Here is a 20,306-nt window from a genome sequence, read left to right as displayed (position 1 = left end):
TCACCATCCTAAAAAATGTAGATTGATTATAACGGATTCCGGTTAATCCCGATCCTCATCACCCAACCTTCAAACTCATCACGAGGCACTAACGCCTTATTACGTACCTTGGTCCGGTAGTTATAGATCGTACTCAACGAGCAACGAAGAAAAGCGGCTATCCTTACGCTGTCCGTAACCCCCAACCGCATCAAGGCGAATATACGAAGTTCCTTATTCAACAGATCCTCCGATTTCAAAACGATACGTTCCTCGGGCTGCAACAAAGCGTTGAAGTCCTTGACAAACGTAGGATATAATCCAAGAAAGATTCGATCGAAGTTAACATAAAGCGCTTCCACCTCATTCTCCACCATACGGGTCGAACGGAGCATCTTGAATAACTCGTCCAACTGTTTATTCATCGCCTTTTTCTGTAGCGATTTCTGGTAATCCTCCAGTTTATTAATATAGGTGGAGCAGAGATCGAGGAAATGAGCGATGTATTCCTCTTTGATATGGTTTGACTCCGATAGCTGTATATTTCGCTCTTGCAATAAATTATTCGTCTCGCTTATCTCTCCATTCAACTTTACCAAACAGGCATTGGTATTAACCAACTCTTCTCGTATCGCTGAGATCTTCCGCATCTGCCTATACACATAGGCAAGAGAAAGGATCAGAAAGAGCGTCAATAGGCTGATCAACAAGAAATAAGTCATCAATTGCCTTTTGCCCTGAGCTTCCCGTGTCTGATAGGAAGCATTAATGATAGGATAGAATTTAGAGATCTCATTCATGCGGAACTGTATATTGCAAGTAACGGCACCTTCTCCGCAGACCTCGCCTGTCCGTGAGCCAGATATTTCTGCGCCAGATTTATCTTATACCGATAAGAGGCCGTATCTAAGACAGACAATAACGAATCCTTGTATAAATCAAGTTGTTTCCTATATTCAAAAGAATCCAGATTCGTACTGTAATAAGAGAAAAACGAATAATAAGCCTCATAGAAATCCTGTTTCTGCTCTTTAGACAGCAACTCACGGTCTATGCTTCGCAACAGACCTTCCGACTCACGGTACATCCCGGAGAAAGCATAGAGCGTAGCCAGTCGTAAGCGGGAAGTATAAATGCGCACCGTATCCTTCATAAATGACGCTATCTCCATATTCCGCTTTATGTAATAGATGGCCGAGTCTTGTTGTATTTTCTTGAATTCCTCGTATAATTGGTGGTTGATCTCATATTCCTGCCACAACGATATCTTGCTCAAGAGAAACATGTCCTTTAGCTGCGTGATCCGTTGCTCCCGTTGCTGCAGATAAAAAGATCTATTCAAAACAGCTTCATCCAACTCCTTGGCCAACGTGCCCCCTCTCAGCCCTCCCCATGCGAAGACCTGAACCATCCCGACAATTAGAAATAAGATTACCTTTATTAGTTTATTCATTACACGAACTGAGAATTATCCAAAAGAAAAGGGTTCAGTCAAATCAACAGAGTATAAATAGCTTACCTCGGCTGAAGACTGAACCCAATATTTTAAAACGCCCCGAAAGGGTGTTATTTACACATCTCGTTGATGATCTGTATTAATTGACCGCCTAATTCCTCGGCTTCCTCCATCGTATGGGCCTCAGAGTAGATACGGATGATCGGTTCCGTATTGCTTTTACGCAAATGAACCCATTTATCCGGGAAATCGATCTTCACTCCGTCGATATCCGTAATATCATATTGAGAGAACTTCTCTTTTACTTTCGCTAAGATAGCGTCCACGTCGATCTCCGGCGTTAACTGGACTTTTTGCTTGGAGATAAAATACGGAGGATAAGAAGCCTTCAACTCGCTCGTCTTCATCTTCTTCTTTGCCAGATGAGTCAGGAACAAGGCGATACCTACCAAAGCGTCGCGTCCGTAATGGCTGGCCGGATAGATCACTCCACCGTTGCCCTCACCACCGATCACGGCATTCGTAGCCTTCATCTTGGTAACCACATTTACCTCGCCTACAGCGGCGGCATTATATTCGCAGCCATGAGCACGGGTAACGTCACGAAGCGCACGGCTGGAGCTCAGGTTACTTACCGTATTACCCGGAGTATGGCTTAATACGTAATCACTGACAGCGACCAAGGTGTATTCCTCGTTGAACATCTCGCCATTCTCGCAGATAATCGCCAAACGGTCTACGTCCGGATCCACTACGAAACCGACATCCGCTTTCGCATGTCCCATCAAATCGGAGATCTCTGTCAAGTTTTCCGGAATGGGTTCCGGATTATGAGAGAAGTTTCCATGAGGAGCGCAATGCAGCTTGAAGATTTCCTTCACGCCCAACGCATATAATAAATCAGGGATCACGATACCGCCTACGGAGTTCACACAATCGATAGCTACACGGAAATTAGCGGCCTTAATAGCCTCCACGTCCACGAGATCCAGATTCAAGACACTCTCAATATGTTTTTGCTTATAAGTCGCATTCGGGATTACCTTGCCCAAATGATCCACGTCGGCGAACTCGAAGTCCTCGGCGGCAGCTATGCGTAATACCTCAGCCCCTTCAGCGGCATTCAAGAACTCACCTTTCTCATTCAAAAGCTTCAAGGCATTCCATTGCTTCGGATTATGACTGGCGGTAAGGATAATACCTCCGCAAGCCCCTTCCATAGCTACGGCCAATTCGGTAGTAGGAGTCGTGGCCAGATCGATATCCACCACATCAAATCCCATACCGGTAAGCGTTCCTAGGACGACTTGTTTAACCATCGGACCGGAGATACGTGCGTCACGCCCTACAACGATCTTATTGGTCTCCACTTTTGTGTTTTTTCGGATGAATGTAGCATAAGCGGCTACAAACTTAACAATAGCTAACGGATTCAATCCGTCTTCCGGGCTACCGCCTATTGTACCGCGAATACCGGAAATAGATTTAATTAGTGTCATAAGTTTTCTTCAAATATATATTCTAGAATTTCGTAATATACAGGTTGACCGTTTGATTGATCATTATAGGCTCCTCTTTTGAAAGGCACTATCATTTTCACTTTAGCCCGATCTCCAACATACTTCAAAGGCTCTTGCATTCCCTCACTTACATAATAATAAGAGGGATCATAAGGTGAATTCTTCGAATAATCCCCATATGTAAAAGCGATAGGAGAAGTTCCATTACTATGCGGGCCATAGTTCTCAATAGCGACAATGGTAGAATCCATGAAGTAACTCATCTTACAACGGTACAACATTTTCGTCTTATATTGCACCGCTCTCTGATCGCTTCCCTTATCAATAATATTCAAATAGACACCATTATCCAAGAGCACAAACTGATTTTCCTTAAATACGCTATCAGCAGGAAAATCATCTAAGATCTCAAGGCCCTTATCATCGATAAAACGCTCGATTGCCTTTTTCTCATCTTTCAACATATCCGTGTACGACTTTGTCTTGCTACAAGAGATAGCAACTAATGCGGCACACAGAATCAACAGGATATTAAAACCTTTCTTCATTTGTTAGTCTTTAATTGAATGAATCGCAAATGTAAATAATCTTCGTCAAACCTTACGCATGTTTGCCTAAATCTTCTGATTTATTAGGATTAAATTCCTGTAAACCTTTCTCAAACACGGCTACGGCCTCAGATAAAGAGCCATAGAACTCACCTCCGGACGCATTTTTATGTCCACCCCCGTTGAAATAAGTAGAGGCAAACTGGTTGCAAGGGAAATCGCCCACAGAGCGAAGCGATACCTTTATATAATCGCTGTCCTCACGAATAAAGACACTAAAGCTTACGTTCTCTATGCTTAGCGGCAAGTTCACGAAGCCTTCCGTATCTCCTGCCTGGTACTGAAAACGATCCAGTTCCTCTTTCGATAACGTGATAAGAGCCGCCTGTTGTTCCGGATAAACCCTCATCTTCTCATACAACACATATCCCATCATACGTAAACGGCACTCGGAATAGACCTGATTCACCTTACGATAGATCAAATCCTTATCAATCCCCTTCTTGATCAATTCGCTGACGATCGTATAAATCTCCGGTTTATTCGAATTATAGGTGAACGATCCCGTATCCGTCATCATACCCGTATAGATACAAGCGGCGGCATCCCGATTCAATAAATCGAACATCCCCATACGACAAATAAAACGGAAGATCATCTCACTGGTAGAAGACATCTCCGGATACGACATCGTCACACGACAAAAATCTGCGGGGTTCAGATGATGATCGATCATCACCTTGCGGCCTTCTGAGGCGATCACCGCCGGAGCCAGTTTCTCGATACGTTTGGGTTCATTGAAATCGAGGCAGAAAATAACATCCGCTTCCTTGATCAATTTCTCGGCGAAATCCGGATATTTCTCATGTATCACGACATCCTTAGCGCCCGGCATCCATCTATAAAAAGAGGGAAATGCATTCGGTACCACTACCGCTACATTATCCTTACCGTAAGCGGATAGGAAATGATATAAACCAAGGGATGAACCTAATGCGTCGCCGTCTGGTGAGACATGCGTCACGATAACAAAACTCTCGCCTTTCTCTACGTATTTTTTGGCTTTCTGAATCTTCTCTTCTTGAATGATTTTAGTGATCATATAATCTTTTTGTTTTCACCCCCAAAGGTACGACTTTTTTAGTTTCCGGCTATCAAAAAAAGTTCAATAAGGATCTTTACTGATATTATTAACAAAAGGGTTAAGGCGGCTAACAAAACTTTTGGTTCCCGTATCTTCATATATATCAAGCATAAAACAAGAAACCCATAACCTCCTAGCATCTCAAAGAAGCTAAAACGACCCGTAATCGTCGCATAAGGCATAACGCTAAACACGTCCACTACCCTTACCATGCCATGAACCAGCCCTTCTACGATCTTCTGTATCCAGTCATATCCATAGAAATCCACCGGATAGCCTAACCACAAAAAGGCAAAAGGAATCAAAAACATAGCCAAGAGAGTGACCGGTAGATTCGTAAACAAGAAAACTGTCGAAAATTGTCCAAAATAATAAAAACAGAGCAAAGCAGTACCTATCTGTGCAGCAATAGACACCGTAATCCATTCCCAAGGCATGGCCAACAAAGGATTTCTCACCACTATCCATTCCTTGAAACGAGGCACTAGGAATAAAATAAAAAACACAGCCAAATAGCTTAACTGAAAACCGACATCAAACAGATAATACGGATTATAGGCCAGCATACAGAAAGCGGCGGCGGCCAATGTATTATATCCATCCGTAACACGCCTAAGCGCCCTTCCTGTTAAATATAAAGATAGCATCAAGGCTGCCCGTACCGCCGAGGGCGCTAATCCTGTGATAAAGACAAACCCCCAAAGACTTCCCACCAGAATGATATAACGAACCCAACGTCCTATCCCCCATCTTGGCATAAACGAGCAAAAGAAAGATAAGAATCCACAAATCACGGCAACATGAAAACCGCTCACCGCTAATATATGAGACACGCCCGCCAAAGAGAAGCGCCTTTTCGTTTCCCGACTCATCGCTTTCTTATATCCCAATGTCAATGTAGCCAAAATAGATTTCTCCTCATCAGATAAACGCAAACGATCAAATGTATTTACCAAAGAATATTGAGCCTTGGTAGCCAATAAATCTAAAGAAGAAGCAGGCTCATTTACAAGCGCTATACGCCGGTCACTATACCAACAGACCTCAACCGCCAAACATACAATCAAAACGGAGACTATAGCTCCCCATATCCAACGGGAATCGTATTGCAACTCAGCATGCCCTTGCCCCCACGAGAACCCCAAAAAAAGAAAAACCAAAGCAGATAAAACCCCTAAAACATATAGGAGCGAAGAGGCAGGTAAAAACGCATAACATAAAATTCCGGTTATCCATAAAAAAAGCGGCCGTACAAAAGGCCGCTTTTGTATTTCCTCAATCATGATAGTTAGGTTTTGTGATATATTAATATGTTCTACAAAGCTTTCAAGTCTTTAATTGTTTGTATCGGATCTGGAGATTTGAATACGAAGTTACCGGCGACTAACACATTGGCACCGGCGTCAACCAAGCGCTTCCCCGTCTCTAAATTCACCCCGCCATCTACCTCGATCATAGTACTCAATCCCTTCCGGTCTATCATTTCTCGTAAACGAGCCACCTTATCTACGGAATGCTCAATGAAACGTTGACCACCAAATCCCGGATTCACGGACATCAATAAAACCATGTCCACATCTTGGATAATATCTTCCAATAAGCATATGGGCGTATGCGGATTCAAGGTGACACCCGCTTTCATGCCCGTTTCCTTAATAGCCGCTACCGTCCGATGCAAATGGGTACATGCCTCATAATGCACGTTCATCATATAGGCTCCCGTAGCCGCCACTTCGGGGATAAACTTCTGGGGCTCCACGATCATCAAGTGCACATCCATCGGCTTCTGGCATATAGGCTTTAATGCGTTAAGTACCGGGAAACCAAACGAGATATTCGGCACGAATACCCCATCCATAATATCCAGATGCAACCAATCGGCATCACTTTTATTTATCATCTCCATCTCCTTCCGCAAATCCAGAAAATTAGCGGAAAGCAGGGAAGGCGCTATCAAATGCTTCATAATCTTGTCTTTTGTTTTTACAAAAGTACACAAAAAAAGAAAGAGAACCTAATAATATAGATTCTCTTTCCGTAATTCTTAGTTCAACACATACCCGCAGAGCTCCGGACGTACAGCCGGTTCCGCTTGATAAGCCCTCGCAAACTGTTTCAAGAAATCCATCGTTTGCTTCCGAGGCGAACTTTTCGCCTCCGGGGCACTTTTCACTTTTTTCTCCAAATCATCCATGCATTGCGTAGAAAGCTTCCTCATAGGCACCTCTATTTTTATCTTGTTTGCTAATAAAACGTAGGGACCTAAGACTTATTGCATGGAAAGAAAATTATTTTACACCATAGATAGCTCGATACGGTTCTCATCGGCCATACGGCGCATATTCAAGATAGCGTAACGCATACGCCCTAAGGCCGTATTGATGCTAACCCCCGTGATATCGGCGATTTCCTTAAAACTAAGGTCTTGATAGTAACGCATCTCCAACACTTCACGCTGGTTATCCGGCAAATGCTTTACCAATTTCTTCACGTCAGACAATACTTGATGGCGCACGATATTATCCTCTATCGTACCATCGCAAAGCTTGATATTATTAAATAAGTCGATTTCTACCTCATCATTCGAGATCGTGTTTTCGCAACGTTCTTGACGGAAATTATCGATAATCAAGTTATGGGCAATACGAGTAATCCATGCCTTAAACTTGCCGTTCTCAGTATAGCGACCTTGTTTTATAGTCATGATAACCTTCACGAAGGTCTCTTGAAAGATATCCTCCGTAAGCTCTTTGTTACGTACTATGAAATAAATGTAAGAATGAATGCTACTTTTGTATCGATTTAATAAAATATCGAAAGCGGCATTATTACCTTCTGCATAAAGGACAACCAATTCCTCGTCGGTCATCATTTTTAAAGTCTTCATTACTTTCACATTTTTAGTTTATTCGAGTAATGTTTATGCTATAGGCGATGGGGTTTAACTGTTATACAATGTTATTTATGGAAGCAAAAGAACGAAAAATATTTTAAACCAACAAACATTTTATTTCAAATTATAAAAAGAATGTCCCCTGCCCGCACCTTTAACGTACGAACAGGGGACTTTACTGATCTAAAATATATGTATATTAGAACTTGTATCCCAATGTCAAAGCTACACGAGTCGTGTTTGTTTTCATCGTGGCGGGTTGGGCTTCGAGGAATGGTTTCGGATCATCTCCCGCAAACATATTAGAGAACGCATAAACATCTTCCTTATGCGTACGGAATACACAAGCCAAGTCCGTATAGAAGTTCGGGGTGAAGCGATAACCGATACCTACCGTATAATTCATGACCCCTTTATCGATCGTATAATTAGGAATCGTACCAACCGTAAAGACCTCTTTCTCTCCATTCTTCAGTTTATCCTTGATCGGACTATCGCTGTAGGCGACACCTGCTCTTACGGCAAATTGAGGAGTAACCTTTACCTCCGCACCTACACGGATCGTATTCATTGACTTGAAATTATCCGTTATATCTTGGTTAGTATACACGTTACTGCTACCATCCGTTTGATACATACGCATATTCTTATAATTCATCAACTCGTAATCAACGCTTATCAAAGCGGTCGTACCCAAGATAGCGGCGGCACTAAAGATCCATTTATCCGGAGAACGGAATTCATAGTCATAATAAGCATTATTAGGGGTAGCGGCATCTAGTTTACGCTCCTTCATCTCCCCTTTATCCATAAAGGTCAGATAAGAACCGGCCTCACCATAATAGCGATCTGTCATCTTATACCATGTAGGAGAATTATAAGCCACACCCAAGCGAAGAAAATCGGCGGGACGAACAATGGCACCCACATTAAATGAATACCCGGTACCATCCGTATCCAAGTAATTATCTAAGTATAAATTATTGCCGTTCGTAAATTCCTCATCATACGATGACTGATATCGATAGTTCAGATCCGTAATCGCAACCGTAGCGCCAAGCATCACAAGTTCCGATATATTTATACCGAAAGCCAAATCATATTGATCCACGGAACCTCGCTCTGAAACTTTTAATTGACCTCCTTGCAATAAATATGGACTCCATTGCCCATCCGCATTATTATCTCCGAACGCACTATAATACTCTTTATCATTATCGTTATATGAATCCATATAACCGGCATTGTATCCTAGAATAGATAGCCAATCACCCAAGTCTTGATTGTTATAAGGATTATAGTCCTTATCCTCCCCTAACAGTCCGCTAGGTATTCCTGCCGCACGCATGGCCACATAATCAGAAAGAGAAGTATTCAAATCACCTCCTGTAGCCATCGTATAGTTCCGGCTATAATTCTTCAAGCGATTATAAGAGAAACCAACGTTCCAGCTCACGATACCCTCATCATTCGCTGTCGGGAAATATCCTACGTAAGCGATATTATCGAAACTCACCTTCGTACGGCTGTTATCCACCTTCGAACCAAGCCAATCGGTCTTCGCCGAGGCCGAAGACAAACTCAATGTCGTAACCACCTCCGAGCTTTTATAAATCGCCAAGCCTGCCGGGTTCGTATTCATAGCGGAAATATCACCACCTAACGCACCAAAAGCACCACCCATTCCTAAATAACGAGCCGTACCATTCAACTCCGTCTGGGAATACTTAAAGGCATCCAACTGTGACTGCGAAAAAGCGGTGCCGCCACACAGGGCAAGCACCGACATTATAATTCCTATCCTTTTCATCGTATCTCTAATTTTATCAACCTAACACTTTTACCTGCGACCACCACCGGCACGGCCACCTCCGCCACCAACAGAGCCTCCACTAGAACGACCTCCACCGAAGCTACCGGAAGAAGAACCTACCGAACTACTACGAGAAGGAGAGGAACTTCTAAATTGACTGGAAGAAGAGCGACTATTTGAGAAATCGCTACTGCTCCTAGAAGAGGAACGTGTTACCGGAGCTGAATATTGACGTCCGGAAGAAGATGCGGCTCCAGAACTACTTCTGGAAATCCTTGTTCTCGCCGAGCTATTACGTATGCCCGAGCTACTTCTTGTCGTTGCCGAATTTCTAACAGAAGAAGAGGAACGACGTCCCGCACCAGAGGATATAGCAGATTCCCTACGGGTAGATCCCGCACGTCCATTGCTCAATGAACTTGAAGACGAAGGTCTTGTAGTCGATCCTGAATTTCTCAAGGAAGAAGAGCCACTGCTCCGCCCACCTGTATAACCGGAACCTCTGCCACTCGCATAAGAGCGATTATCTCGATAAGAGGAACGTCCGTTTGAATAATGTCTACTTGGAGTCGAGTAGTAACCGGGATAGTAATGGTGATGATGTCCCCAATGGCCACCCCAATAGCCTCCACCCCAGCCCCAAGACGGGCCATACCATGGATCGTACCACGGACTATAATAGCCGGCATAAAAGCCTCCCCAGCCCCAGCCGAATCCCCAAGACGGGCCGTAGAAGCGAGATGAATAAGTCCACCAAGGGCTATAGCTATAGAACCAAGGATCGTACCAACCTGTATACCAAGGCGAGCCCCAGCCGTTGCCGACATTGATATTAAAATTCACGTTCGCGCTACCGTTCGAATAATCCGTATCATAGCCGTAACCATAATATCCGTCACTCAGATACAAATCGACTTGATCCGCTCCGGCGATCGTAATCTTACTCGGCGAATGATAACGAATGATACGTTCCGTATATTCAGTATCCGAACGACGCTCGGAAGAAGACTCATTCTCATCGCTATCCTCATAGATAACGGAATCATCCTCACGATAAGGCTCCTCTACCTCGACTGATGTATAACGACGGTTATATTCATCCACATCCCGGCTGTCTGAAGAAGCTGGGCTCTTGGCTGTAGCGACCAGGGCCCTAGACTCCTGTTTCGGCTGAACAACCTTTTTCTCTTCAACCTGTTCTTTCTTTTTCTTGTTTTTGGAAGAGAAATACACATCATCAAAGAACTCCTCCTGAGCCGCGGCACTAAACGCGATCAGAAGCATCATCACTAAAGATGTTAATTTCATGGGTTTCATATTTGTTTCTCCTCTACATTAAATAAATATTTTTCTCTTTTCATGTTTGACACCCTTTTATGCAAAGGGTTTAAACGCTTTTTAGTTTTATAACAATAAACTCAATGCAATGTATGTACAAATATAATCGGTTCACGCTAATGTCCCAAGATTTACATATACTTTAACTTATAAAACTCACACATTCATTGTTATCTATAAAAGAAGATGCAAAGTTGGCGTAAACGCTGCAATCTCCGCAAATTCTTATTATTTTTGTTTCAAATTATAACGAAAAAATTACGCATATGGTATTAGCCTCGACAATAGATTTCACATTGCCCTTAGCGGACCCGGTATTAAAATTTCTCTTGATTCTTTTAATTATCCTGGCCGCTCCCCTTTTATTAAACAAGCTGAGAATCCCTCACCTGCTTGGACTGATCATTGCCGGCGCAATTATCGGACCGCACGGCTTTAATCTCGTATTACGGGATAGCAGCATTATCTTGTCCGGGACGGCGGGATTGCTTTATATCATGTTTCTCGCCGGATTGGAAATCGACATGGCGGATTTTAAGAGAAATAGTACGAAAAGCCTAGCATTCGGCATGTACACATTCCTCATTCCGATGATCCTAGGAACGGTTGTCGGAATATGGGTCCTGCGATTCAACGTATTGACCTCCGTTTTACTCGCCAGTATGTTCGCCTCCCATACATTGATCGCCTATCCGATTATCAGCAAACTGGGTATCAGCAAAAACAAAGCTGTCAGTATCACCGTAGGAGGAACGATGATCACTGATACCTTGGCATTGCTCGTCCTAACGATCATTGTCGGCATGGCCACCGGACAGGTCAACGATATGTTTTGGATTCGTCTGGGGGTTTCCATCTTGATATTTGCGTTAATCGTATTATTCGGTTTCCCTTTCATTGGGCGTTGGTTCTTTAAGCATGTACACGATAATATATCACAGTATATATTCGTGCTGGTGATGGTATTTCTGGGATCTTTCCTAGCTCAGGTAGCGGGTATGGAGGCGATCATCGGGGCGTTCTTATCCGGACTAGCCCTAAATCGCCTTATCCCGCAAAGCTCACCCTTGATGAATCGTGTCGAGTTCGTAGGAAATGCCATATTCATCCCATTCTTCTTGTTGGGCGTAGGTATGTTAATAGATTATCGTACGTTCTTTACCAGTTTCGAGACCATTAAAGTAGGGCTTATCATGATTATCGTAGCTACGGCCGCCAAATACATAGCCGCTTGGATGACCCAAAAGACTTTCCATCTGTCCACAGATCAGCGAAGCGTTATTTTCGGCTTAAGTAACGCACAAGCCGCCGCTACATTGGCCGCCGTGATGGTCGGATATAACGTAATCACCGGAACAGACGCTAATGGGGAACCAATCCGGTTATTAAATGAGAGCGTGTTGAACGGTACGATCCTGATGATACTTGTCACTTGTACCATCGCCTCTTTCGCCGCCCAAAAAGGCGCTCATAACATAGCGGCCCAAGATATATCCGATAAGGAGGAAAACAAAAAAGAATCAGAGCATATCTTGATACCGGTCAGCAATGAAGAGACCGTGGAAGAGCTGGTCAACCTCAGCTTGGCGATCAAATCTCCCCAAAACAAGAACGGCTTGTTTGCCCTAAAAGTGATAGATAACCATCATTCAGACGAGAAAGCGTTAAAACAATCCCGCAGGGTTCTACAGACCGCAGTCAATACGGCTGCCGCCACGGATACCCGGATGAAAGATTTATTAAGATATGACTTAAGCGTATCGAATGCTATCGCCAGCGTGGTAAAAGAGCGGGAGATCACAGATCTGGTAGTGGGATTGCACAAGGAAAAAGATATACCGGCGGCCTTCCTAGGCCATATCGTGGAAAGTGTATTGGCGGAAAGTAGTGTAAGTACATTCATATACAAGCCCGCACAACCCATCTCTACCGTTAGACGGCATCTGATCATCATCCCGGAATTGGCCGAAAAAGAAATCGGTTTCAACCAAATCATCTTCCGGTTACGAAACGTGACCCAGAACACAGGTGCAGCGACAGTCTTTTACGGTTCGGAAGCGACCTTGAATGCCTTAAAGAAATTATTAGCCAAGAAAAGCGGAGAAGCCAGTTATATCGAATTCAACGACTGGGATGACTTCCTGATCGTTTTCCGGGATATAAAACCGGACGACACGATGTGGATTATCCTTAGCCGCAAGGAAGGACTTTCCTACGCTCCCGCCATGGCCCGTATCCCCAAGTACCTCAACAAATACTTCCAGGCAAACAGTTTCGTATTGGCATATCCCGTGCAGGCTGGCATGAACGAGGGTACTCGCTATCTGACTTAACCATTACGGAACCAGCCTCTCACGCCAAGACTTTCGAGGTGAGTACGGCATTTTCCGCTTGGCGTATCCCAGACGGAGGATCAAGGCTGGAATCTCGTTGGTGAAAGACAAGTCTTTCGCCAGCAAACCGGAAAGATCACGCACCTCACAAGGCTGGTTCAAAAAGGCGAAAGCGATATTCTTTTCCGTAGCTCTCAAAAGAAAACGTTGCAAACTCCGGCCTAGCGCAAACCATTCCGGTAGCGTATTTATCCGTAAGGCGAACAAGGCTAAATGAGAAGAAGAGTCCAGCTTCTTCTTGTCTCCCCTATTTTGTATGCCGGCTTTCAAGACACTTCCCATGATTGTCTCTGAGATAAGACGGGGAAGGTTCGGCGCCCCGAACACCGCATAACTCAGGCCGTCCGATGTAGCTCGTACATGATTCTTATTAAAACGCATCCATGATTTCAGCTCTCGCTTAAACAGACGATCGTTCATTTGCCGGTTATTCCCCGCAAATATATAAGAAGAAAGCGTATCGAACTCCCACTCTCCTTTCGACCACAAATGCAGACTGATATTTTCCTCCAAAGGCGTATTCCTCAAATAGCTCAGTTGATCCGATGGAATCATTTCCCCGGAATATATGCCTCGATTCGTCTGTCTCACCGAAATTTCCTCGATAAGCCCACTCGTCTCCTTAATCATCGATGCCTCCGACAAGAGTACGGTGATCTCCCCCGATCCTGAAAAAAACGGTAGCGGAGTATATCCTTTTGCCTCAGCCGCAATGCAAAGATTCTCGGTGGCGCATCCTAAGCTAATAAATAACTCACGGTTATCCGGATCTACGGCCGGAAGGGACTTACTCATATCCGGAAGAATCTGTATCCTATCCTTTTGCACACGAAACAACCAAGGTTGGGTATTATGCCCCGATGGGGCTTTCACGGCTTGTTCCATCATATAGATAAAATCCGGCCGTATATCACTTATCCGCAATGATCCTGTTTCCATATTATTATACACTTTCTCATTCTAGCGATGCCCGCTACCTCTTTCCGTTTGTGCCCGGACAAACGCCTCAAAAACAAAAAATCCCGTAAAGCTTTCGCCTTACAGGACTCTCTGCGGAAAGACAGGGTTTTGAACCTACAACTCTAACCGCTTATATTTCAGCTACTTCGCTTTCAAAATTTCAAATAGGTAACGAAACAGTAACGATTTTCAGATGTTGGGCTTGTCCAACTTTGACCGCTGTTTGTCTGCCTAACTTTCGGGTTCAAAGATACGGCTTTCTTTTGAAACTCGCAAATATCTGATAATAAATATTTTTGGGTTAGTGCAAGGTGCAAGCTATATATATAAATATATACTTGCACCTTGCACTAAAAAATATCTTGTCCTAGAAAAACTTTACAGATTATATTACTTTGTCCTATCTTAGCTTGACATTATCAGGAATTGAGTGTTTTAGTCCTGCTATGCCTTTACACTTCGGATCAAAGATAGGAACTTCTTCATTAAGTACATTCTTCTTTCGATAATAATTCTTCCATCTACGTTCTGTTTTAATATTTGCTTGATGAACCAAGGCAGGAACCATATAACTAATACTCTGATGTGGTCTTTGATTATTATATAAATCAATAATTCGACTAATGAAGTTAATAGTTTCCTGCCATGATTTTAGCTTAACATCGTATATCCATTCTGTTTTCAGAATGCCATTTATTCTTTCTGCTATTGCATTTTCAAGTGGATCGCCACTTTCCGTCATGCTAATTTGTACCTTATGCTGCGTTAGCAAATTAACATAACTGGCGCTGCAATATTGGCTTCCTCTGTCTGAATGATGAATAAGCCCGGAATATCCTTCCGGTAAACTATTTAAAGCCATTTTCAAGGCAGCAAGAGCATTGCAAGCACGAAGTGATGGAGCAAGCTCCCAACCAACGATCTTATGAGAATAGGCATCTGTTACAAGTGCTAGATAAGCAAAACGCCCTGCCATCTCAATATAAGTAATGTCGCTTACCCATAATTGATTGGGAGCCGTTGGTATATAATCCCTTATCAAATTGGGGTATTTACGCATCCAATGATTGGAAAAAGTCGTTTTTCTCTTATTTCTCACCCTTCTGACCAATAAATAATTACGATACAGTAATTCAATGAAAGCATCTCGACCTATGTGTATACCCATCACTTGGAATGTAGGTTGAAGATAGATTAATAACTTCTTCGCACCCATACGTGGAAAATCTTTTCGAGCATTGTGTACCAGAGACAAGATTACATCTTCTTCCACATTCTTATTGGCAACATAATGAGACTTTTCATAGTAAGCCTGACGGGTTTTGCCAAACAGCCGGCATAAAACATCTATCTTATATGATGGATGCTTTTGCCTTACTTCTTGGACTGTTTGGCACCAGATTTTTTTCTTATATCAACCTTTAGCTCACGTTCCGCAATATCAATCATAGTATCTAAACAAGTGGAACGCATTTTTTCTTTCGCCAGTTGTTGCTCTAGTTCACGGATACGTTCTTCCATTGCTTCAATAGGTAGCTTTTCTTCTTTCATAGGTATTATACTTGATACCACGAATTTACTACTTTCTTTGGGATTGGAAGCAACTCTTTTACGATGAACCCAACTACTGACCGTATCTCTCTTTACCTGAAAGCGTCGGGCTATCATGTCGACTGATTCATTACTGTTGTAGTAAGCAGTCAAAACACGCTCACGGAATTCTTCTGAATAGAATTTCCTTTCTCGTCTAATCATAACTTGTACACTTTTTATAGTTATTACTGTGTAAAGCTATTTTAGGACAAGTCAAAAAAGCACTGGGGTACAAATGGTTAAAACAAAATCCGTATCTTCGTAACCGATTAAAAACAAACGTGTATGATAATAACTAACCGTGAAGAAGTAATAGATAAAGCGTTCGGCGTATTTGTCAGGATGAACTACGAGAAAGCAAGCATCATCACGCTTGCCAAAGCCTGCGGGGTGACAAAAACGGGTATCGTTTATTATTTTCCGCACAAGTTGGATTTATTCATGGCTGTGGCGGACAAATACGTGTTGCAAATGCACGAACCGGAAAACAAGTTTGCCGCTCCTGCCGATACGTTGACGGAGTTCATCGGGCAATACGTGGCGGGAGTAGCCGCTTCCATGAAAAGGATTGTTGAACTGATTGGCGATAATAGCAGCCCGCATGATTGTAGTCCTAACTTCTACTACTTTCATTTCCTGTCACAAGTGCGCATGTACTATCCGGGTATCAGGCAGAAAATTGAGAAAATCTACCGACAAGACTATGACCTATGGGAGAAAGTCATACAGAAGGCAAAAGAAAGCGGGGAAATCAGGAGCAACACGGACGTGAAGAAAACGGCTATCTTGTTCCGGCAAATGTTTTTAGGACTGTCATACGAACAAGCATTTCTGAACGGTCTGAACGTGGACGAACTGGCAGAAAATTTTCGCCATATCTATTCGCTGCTTAAAGCCTGATACTCTTTTGTTTTTTTAACCTCTATTATTTTTGAACAGATGTTCAAAAAGTGATATTTTTATCTTATCTTTGGAGCGAAGCAAAATTCAGCGACATGGATAAGGTTCAGAAACAGAGAGGAAGCATCGTTCTGTACAAGGAAGAAAGAAACGGTGCGGACTACATACGGATAGAGTATGTAAACAGTCAGGCTGTCGCCCTGCTGCTCGCCCAAGATACGGACGTGGAAAAGACAGGCAATAGTTCTGCCTACATACCTGCCACCGCTTTTAAACTGCCGGATTTCTATGACCGCTATTCGCCCCACGCCTATATTGATTACAGCCGGGTTTACGTGCGGCATCCCAAACCTAAAAGGGAATACATACTGCCGAGAGGCTACCTCGAACTGCTGGAACAGAAGCGGTACAGCCTTTCCACCATAAAAGCCTATAAAATCTATTTCAGCGACTTCATGGAATACCACAAGGGGCAAGACCTTGACCTGCTGACGGTCGAGGACATAAACAGCTATATGCTCCACATGGTAAAGGAAAAGCACATATCCGCCACCCAGCAGAACATGCGCATCAACGCTATCAAGTTCTATTACGAGAAAGTCCGGAAAGGCAAGCGGCAATATTATGGCGGGATAGCCCGTGCAAAAGAGTACAAGGCATTGCCCGAAGTATTAAGCCGGGAAGAAATGAAAAGCATCTTTGCACAGTTATCCAATCGGAAACACAGGTGCATGATTTCTCTTATTTACTCTGCCGGACTACGCCGAAGCGAACTTCTGAACCTGACACCCCAAGACATCATCAGCGAACGGATGCTAATCAGGATTGCCGGAAAAGGCAAGAAGTGCAGGTATTCCCTACTGTCGGAAAAGCTGCTCAACGAACTAAGGGCTTACTACCGGGAATACAGACCGCAAAAATGGCTTTTTGAGGGCGAACAGGCAGGCGAACAATACTCGCCCAGCGCATTGGTTAAGATATTGAAAGAAGCGGCAAGGAAAGCCGGAATAAAGCATCGGGTACACCTGCACATGCTCCGGCACACGTTCGCCACCCACCTGCTGGAACAAGGGACAGACCTAAGAACCATACAGGAACTTATGGGACATACCGATATAAAAACAACGGCAATTTATCTGCACGTATCGAACGCCTATAAAGCAAAAATCCCCAATCCGCTGGATTGTTTGGATGATGATTAGACAATGATTTAATAGTGAATAGGAACTACACCATAAGGTGCGTTTATCGAAAAATTAGCAATAAAATTTGAAATATGGATAAAGACGAGATAATATCAAAATTAGGATGGTTTACTCAAATGAAGTCTATACCACCCTTAACTGATAAATTCAAAACAGAGCAAATTATCTTTTTTGAAAATATCATCCATTTCTTACAAGATAATGGATTGACAACTAAAGAAATACTAAAAAAAGGAGAAAAGCCTACAGATAATACTGAAATAAAAATTGGAGATTTAACGGAAGAGGGATTAAAGTTTTATCTGTATGGCATTAGAAAATGGCGACAAAAATACGATAGAGCAAAAGACGGGATTAAAGCAATCAATGACTTTGCTTTTATTGAAAAGAAATTAAAAGAATTTAGAAGTAAAAATATTGCTAACAAAGCGTGATAACGCCTAACAGCGTTCCCCGCTTAGCCATTAATGGTAATAAGGTATATGATAGACTATTTATATTATAGGTTTTATAGATTATGGCTTCATTCTTCTGTATCGGAAGGAGCCACATTTTTGGCAATGCTTTTGTTTTCGGTCATGTTAAGTACAAATGTATTAACCGCATGGGGTATATTAACCCAATACGGAATCATTGATTATCCGTCCGATACTCAATACTATATCATTGAAGGCAGTTTAATAGCATTGCTGTGTGGCAGATTTTTCTTCAAGAAAAGGTACAGAAGAATTATAACCAAGTATGAGGATGAAAACTCTGTGCAACGTAAAGTTGGAGTGTGGGCACTTACTGTATATATAGTGGCAACCTTTACTTGCTTTTTCATAGAGGCATTGCACAGACAGGGAAAAATATAATTTACCATTAACGAAGCAGGATAACGGACAAGCCGTTCCCTGCTGAACCATTAATAACAACTTAAAGATGAACATAAAAAACAAGATATACCATACAGCCTATTTTCTCCTATTCGGAATAATAGTAGGTATTTTAAGGTGGTCTATATGTATAGTAGATACAAATGGAACAATGGATTTCACTCCATTTTTACAAGCGTTCTTGTTGATAGTCGCATTGTTATTGTTTGTAATTTTGGATATTATTTTGCATAAAATAGCCTTGAGAGCGATTTCGATAACCATTCTATTGTGTTTCAATATATGGTCTTATACCTACTATTTCAAAATAGAAAAAATGCAAGAATATTGGAGTGGACTTAAATATTCACCTTATGACGCATATCTTCCACCCAATATTGATGATTTCATTTTTGTATGGTTGGCGAGCCAAATTCTTGTTTCTTATTTGTTCTTGGCAATAGGTATTTCATATCTATTGAAAAGAAAAGAGTTATTAACGAAGCAGGATAACGGACAAGCCGTTCCCTGCTGAACCATTACCAACAAATAGCGTACATATATGAATGATGTAACAAAAGTAAGAATAGTATATGAATGTAGCATAATAGGTATTGTTTTGCTGACATTCTTAAAAGGTATGTTCCCATACATGGGAGCATGGTGGCGAGTAGCCCTTATTGCTTCACTTGTAGGATTGTGGTTTTCACTATCTTATCTGAAACAGCATAATTATAAATGGGGGTTCAATTACATAGGAAATCATTTATACATTAACCTCTTATTGAAAGTACAGAAGTGGTTTCAGAACGCTACAATCATAGCCTTATTGATACCTGTATTCTTAAAAGACCTCTTGTATAATCAATATTGCTTAGTAGCATATATATTGCTTGTAGGTATGTTCTTGGGCGTGAAGCTGGCTACTTACACAGTAGAGTACGCTATATATAAAAGTAAATTCATTGGTAACAAGGAAAGATAACCCCTGAATGGTGTTCCTTTCCAAACCATTATCAACCATAAAGCGCATAAATATGTACGAAGAATTTTTAGAAAAGAGCCTCAATAATAAGAGGCAGGCAGTAGATGATACTTTTATTGCCAAATACGCCGATTTGTCCTACCCCGAACTGAATACTTTATGGCAGGAAGTCGGGCTGGGCAGTTATTGTAATGGGCTGTTTAAGCTTATCAATCCGTCCGATTACCAAGATGTGATAAACTCCTGTTATGAGAAGGAAGATGACAAATCGTTTCTGCCATTCATGTGTACGGCTTTCGGCGATGTCTTTGCCTATGTAAAGAACCCAAGACTGAATAATTACGTTGTTTATCTGAATGTCAGATACGGAACATATTTAATACTTCCTGCCAATCTTCGTGCAATTTTTAATAAGGTAATGGTAAATCAAAGTTTCTTGAAAGGTTGGTTTGACTTAGAAAATTATCCTGTAATACAAGAGAAACTCGGAACTCCCGACAATGACGAATGTTTCGGGTATTCCCTACTGTTGGCTATGGGAGGAAGTGAGGACATTGAAAACATCAAGATAGTCAAGACTATTCCGTACATTGACATCTGCACACAAACAATCGGTGAATTTGAAGTTGCAGATAAATATTGAGTATAGAACTGGTTGATAACAACGCAGGATAACGGACGAGCCGTTCCCTGCTAACCATTATTGCTAACTTAATTAAGGA

The 20,306-nt window shown here is 42.3% G+C and carries 21 protein-coding genes; 7 read left to right on the top strand and 14 right to left on the bottom strand.

Features of this window, described 5'->3' with window-relative positions; translation table 11 throughout:
* Window positions 1-26 precede the first annotated feature (26 nt).
* From CI960_RS23595 to CI960_RS06145, 11 genes are all read right to left on the bottom strand, one after another.
* Window positions 27-779: a DUF6377 domain-containing protein gene (locus CI960_RS23595; protein WP_005858145.1), complete on the bottom strand. Its 753-nt coding sequence runs from the start codon at window positions 777-779 to the stop codon at window positions 27-29.
* Window positions 776-1,432: a hypothetical protein gene (locus CI960_RS23590; RefSeq protein ID WP_005858147.1), complete on the bottom strand. Its 657-nt coding sequence runs from the start codon at window positions 1,430-1,432 to the stop codon at window positions 776-778. Before CI960_RS23590 ends, CI960_RS23595 begins: the two co-directional genes overlap by 4 nt.
* 113 nt (window positions 1,433-1,545) lie before the next feature.
* Window positions 1,546-2,934, bottom strand: coding sequence for a phosphoglucosamine mutase (gene glmM / locus CI960_RS06180; protein ID WP_005858149.1), 1,389 nt, complete (start codon window positions 2,932-2,934; stop codon window positions 1,546-1,548).
* Window positions 2,931-3,503, bottom strand: coding sequence for a DUF4827 family protein (locus CI960_RS06175; RefSeq protein WP_005858151.1), 573 nt, complete (start codon window positions 3,501-3,503; stop codon window positions 2,931-2,933). The genes glmM and CI960_RS06175 overlap by 4 nt, the downstream gene beginning before the upstream one ends.
* A 52-nt stretch (window positions 3,504-3,555) precedes the next feature.
* On the bottom strand, window positions 3,556-4,605 hold the full coding sequence (locus CI960_RS06170) for a bifunctional oligoribonuclease/PAP phosphatase NrnA (RefSeq protein ID WP_005858152.1): 1,050 nt from the start codon (window positions 4,603-4,605) through the stop codon (window positions 3,556-3,558).
* A 38-nt stretch (window positions 4,606-4,643) separates the two neighbouring features.
* Complete coding sequence (locus CI960_RS06165; protein WP_005858154.1) at window positions 4,644-5,930, bottom strand: ComEC/Rec2 family competence protein; 1,287 nt, start codon at window positions 5,928-5,930, stop codon at window positions 4,644-4,646.
* A 32-nt stretch (window positions 5,931-5,962) separates the two neighbouring features.
* Complete coding sequence (gene rpe / locus CI960_RS06160) at window positions 5,963-6,613, bottom strand: ribulose-phosphate 3-epimerase (protein ID WP_005858155.1); 651 nt, start codon at window positions 6,611-6,613, stop codon at window positions 5,963-5,965.
* A gap of 78 nt (window positions 6,614-6,691) precedes the next feature.
* A complete protein-coding gene (locus CI960_RS23350; RefSeq protein WP_005858156.1) occupies window positions 6,692-6,865 on the bottom strand; it encodes a hypothetical protein in 174 nt (57 codons plus the stop codon).
* A gap of 75 nt (window positions 6,866-6,940) precedes the next feature.
* A complete protein-coding gene (locus CI960_RS06155; RefSeq protein WP_005858157.1) occupies window positions 6,941-7,534 on the bottom strand; it encodes an RNA polymerase sigma factor in 594 nt (197 codons plus the stop codon).
* Between the two features lie 205 nt (window positions 7,535-7,739).
* Window positions 7,740-9,350: an OmpP1/FadL family transporter gene (locus tag CI960_RS06150; RefSeq protein ID WP_005858158.1), complete on the bottom strand. Its 1,611-nt coding sequence runs from the start codon at window positions 9,348-9,350 to the stop codon at window positions 7,740-7,742.
* 30 nt (window positions 9,351-9,380) lie between these two features.
* Entirely contained in the window at window positions 9,381-10,670 is a 1,290-nt protein-coding gene (locus CI960_RS06145; protein WP_011966568.1) for a hypothetical protein, read from the bottom strand.
* Between the two features lie 287 nt (window positions 10,671-10,957).
* Here CI960_RS06145 and CI960_RS06140 point away from each other — a divergent pair, with 287 nt between their 5' ends.
* Entirely contained in the window at window positions 10,958-13,024 is a 2,067-nt protein-coding gene (locus tag CI960_RS06140; RefSeq protein WP_005858160.1) for a cation:proton antiporter, read from the top strand.
* Between the two features lie 3 nt (window positions 13,025-13,027).
* Here the strand turns inward: CI960_RS06140 and CI960_RS06135 are convergent, their stop codons facing one another.
* The 3 genes from CI960_RS06135 to CI960_RS06120 all read right to left on the bottom strand — a co-directional run bounded on the left by CI960_RS06135 (window position 13,028) and on the right by CI960_RS06120 (window position 15,799).
* Window positions 13,028-14,023, bottom strand: a complete 996-nt coding sequence (locus CI960_RS06135) for a hypothetical protein (RefSeq protein WP_005858161.1) — start codon at window positions 14,021-14,023, stop codon at window positions 13,028-13,030.
* A 421-nt stretch (window positions 14,024-14,444) separates the two neighbouring features.
* Window positions 14,445-15,377, bottom strand: coding sequence for an IS3 family transposase (locus CI960_RS06125; protein ID WP_229129553.1), 933 nt, complete (start codon window positions 15,375-15,377; stop codon window positions 14,445-14,447).
* Between the two features lie 41 nt (window positions 15,378-15,418).
* Window positions 15,419-15,799, bottom strand: a complete 381-nt coding sequence (locus CI960_RS06120) for a transposase (protein WP_004327320.1) — start codon at window positions 15,797-15,799, stop codon at window positions 15,419-15,421.
* A gap of 123 nt (window positions 15,800-15,922) precedes the next feature.
* Here CI960_RS06120 and CI960_RS06115 point away from each other — a divergent pair, with 123 nt between their 5' ends.
* The 6 genes from CI960_RS06115 to CI960_RS06085 all read left to right on the top strand — a co-directional run bounded on the left by CI960_RS06115 (window position 15,923) and on the right by CI960_RS06085 (window position 20,227).
* Window positions 15,923-16,537, top strand: a complete 615-nt coding sequence (locus CI960_RS06115; RefSeq protein WP_007480251.1) for a TetR/AcrR family transcriptional regulator — start codon at window positions 15,923-15,925, stop codon at window positions 16,535-16,537.
* 95 nt (window positions 16,538-16,632) lie between these two features.
* The gene (locus CI960_RS06110) at window positions 16,633-17,739 is read left to right on the top strand and encodes a site-specific integrase (protein WP_007480249.1); all 1,107 of its coding nucleotides are present in this window, start codon (window positions 16,633-16,635) and stop codon (window positions 17,737-17,739) included.
* A 74-nt stretch (window positions 17,740-17,813) separates the two neighbouring features.
* On the top strand, window positions 17,814-18,176 hold the full coding sequence (locus tag CI960_RS06105) for a hypothetical protein (protein WP_004328536.1): 363 nt from the start codon (window positions 17,814-17,816) through the stop codon (window positions 18,174-18,176).
* A gap of 490 nt (window positions 18,177-18,666) precedes the next feature.
* The gene (locus tag CI960_RS06095; RefSeq protein ID WP_175414012.1) at window positions 18,667-19,134 is read left to right on the top strand and encodes a hypothetical protein; all 468 of its coding nucleotides are present in this window, start codon (window positions 18,667-18,669) and stop codon (window positions 19,132-19,134) included.
* A gap of 27 nt (window positions 19,135-19,161) precedes the next feature.
* Window positions 19,162-19,584 (top strand): hypothetical protein, encoded by a 423-nt coding sequence (locus CI960_RS06090; RefSeq protein ID WP_004329681.1) that lies wholly within the window; start codon window positions 19,162-19,164, stop codon window positions 19,582-19,584.
* A 52-nt stretch (window positions 19,585-19,636) separates the two neighbouring features.
* Window positions 19,637-20,227 carry a T6SS immunity protein Tdi1 domain-containing protein gene (locus tag CI960_RS06085; protein ID WP_032535959.1) on the top strand — a complete coding sequence of 197 codons (591 nt, stop codon included), beginning with the start codon at window positions 19,637-19,639 and terminating at the stop codon, window positions 20,225-20,227.
* Window positions 20,228-20,306: the final 79 nt, after the last annotated feature.

The organism is Parabacteroides sp. CT06 (assembly GCF_002257605.1).
Taxonomy (GTDB): Bacteria; Bacteroidota; Bacteroidia; order Bacteroidales; family Tannerellaceae; genus Parabacteroides; species Parabacteroides distasonis.
Note: the sequence above shows the minus strand (reverse complement) of the source record. Positions and strands in the feature narration are given on the sequence as shown.

Bases quoted from the DNA above. Each gene is read 5' to 3' on its own strand.
- CI960_RS06090 (WP_004329681.1), top strand. From the start codon at position 19,162: ATGAATGATGTAACAAAAGTAAGAATAGTATATGAATGTAGCATAATA.
- CI960_RS23595 (WP_005858145.1), bottom strand. From the start codon at position 779: ATGAATGAGATCTCTAAATTCTATCCTATCATTAATGCTTCCTATCAG.
- CI960_RS06140 (WP_005858160.1), top strand. From the start codon at position 10,958: ATGGTATTAGCCTCGACAATAGATTTCACATTGCCCTTAGCGGACCCG.
- CI960_RS06120 (WP_004327320.1), bottom strand. From the start codon at position 15,799: ATGATTAGACGAGAAAGGAAATTCTATTCAGAAGAATTCCGTGAGCGT.
- CI960_RS06135 (WP_005858161.1), bottom strand. From the start codon at position 14,023: ATGGAAACAGGATCATTGCGGATAAGTGATATACGGCCGGATTTTATC.
- CI960_RS23350 (WP_005858156.1), bottom strand. From the start codon at position 6,865: ATGAGGAAGCTTTCTACGCAATGCATGGATGATTTGGAGAAAAAAGTG.
- CI960_RS06175 (WP_005858151.1), bottom strand. From the start codon at position 3,503: ATGAAGAAAGGTTTTAATATCCTGTTGATTCTGTGTGCCGCATTAGTT.
- CI960_RS06105 (WP_004328536.1), top strand. From the start codon at position 17,814: ATGGATAAAGACGAGATAATATCAAAATTAGGATGGTTTACTCAAATG.
- CI960_RS06115 (WP_007480251.1), top strand. From the start codon at position 15,923: ATGATAATAACTAACCGTGAAGAAGTAATAGATAAAGCGTTCGGCGTA.
- CI960_RS06150 (WP_005858158.1), bottom strand. From the start codon at position 9,350: ATGAAAAGGATAGGAATTATAATGTCGGTGCTTGCCCTGTGTGGCGGC.
- CI960_RS06095 (WP_175414012.1), top strand. From the start codon at position 18,667: ATGAACATAAAAAACAAGATATACCATACAGCCTATTTTCTCCTATTC.
- CI960_RS06085 (WP_032535959.1), top strand. From the start codon at position 19,637: ATGTACGAAGAATTTTTAGAAAAGAGCCTCAATAATAAGAGGCAGGCA.
- CI960_RS06170 (WP_005858152.1), bottom strand. From the start codon at position 4,605: ATGATCACTAAAATCATTCAAGAAGAGAAGATTCAGAAAGCCAAAAAA.
- CI960_RS06165 (WP_005858154.1), bottom strand. From the start codon at position 5,930: ATGATTGAGGAAATACAAAAGCGGCCTTTTGTACGGCCGCTTTTTTTA.
- glmM (WP_005858149.1), bottom strand. From the start codon at position 2,934: ATGACACTAATTAAATCTATTTCCGGTATTCGCGGTACAATAGGCGGT.
- rpe (WP_005858155.1), bottom strand. From the start codon at position 6,613: ATGAAGCATTTGATAGCGCCTTCCCTGCTTTCCGCTAATTTTCTGGAT.
- CI960_RS06145 (WP_011966568.1), bottom strand. From the start codon at position 10,670: ATGAAACCCATGAAATTAACATCTTTAGTGATGATGCTTCTGATCGCG.
- CI960_RS06155 (WP_005858157.1), bottom strand. From the start codon at position 7,534: ATGAAGACTTTAAAAATGATGACCGACGAGGAATTGGTTGTCCTTTAT.
- CI960_RS23590 (WP_005858147.1), bottom strand. From the start codon at position 1,432: ATGAATAAACTAATAAAGGTAATCTTATTTCTAATTGTCGGGATGGTT.
- CI960_RS06110 (WP_007480249.1), top strand. From the start codon at position 16,633: ATGGATAAGGTTCAGAAACAGAGAGGAAGCATCGTTCTGTACAAGGAA.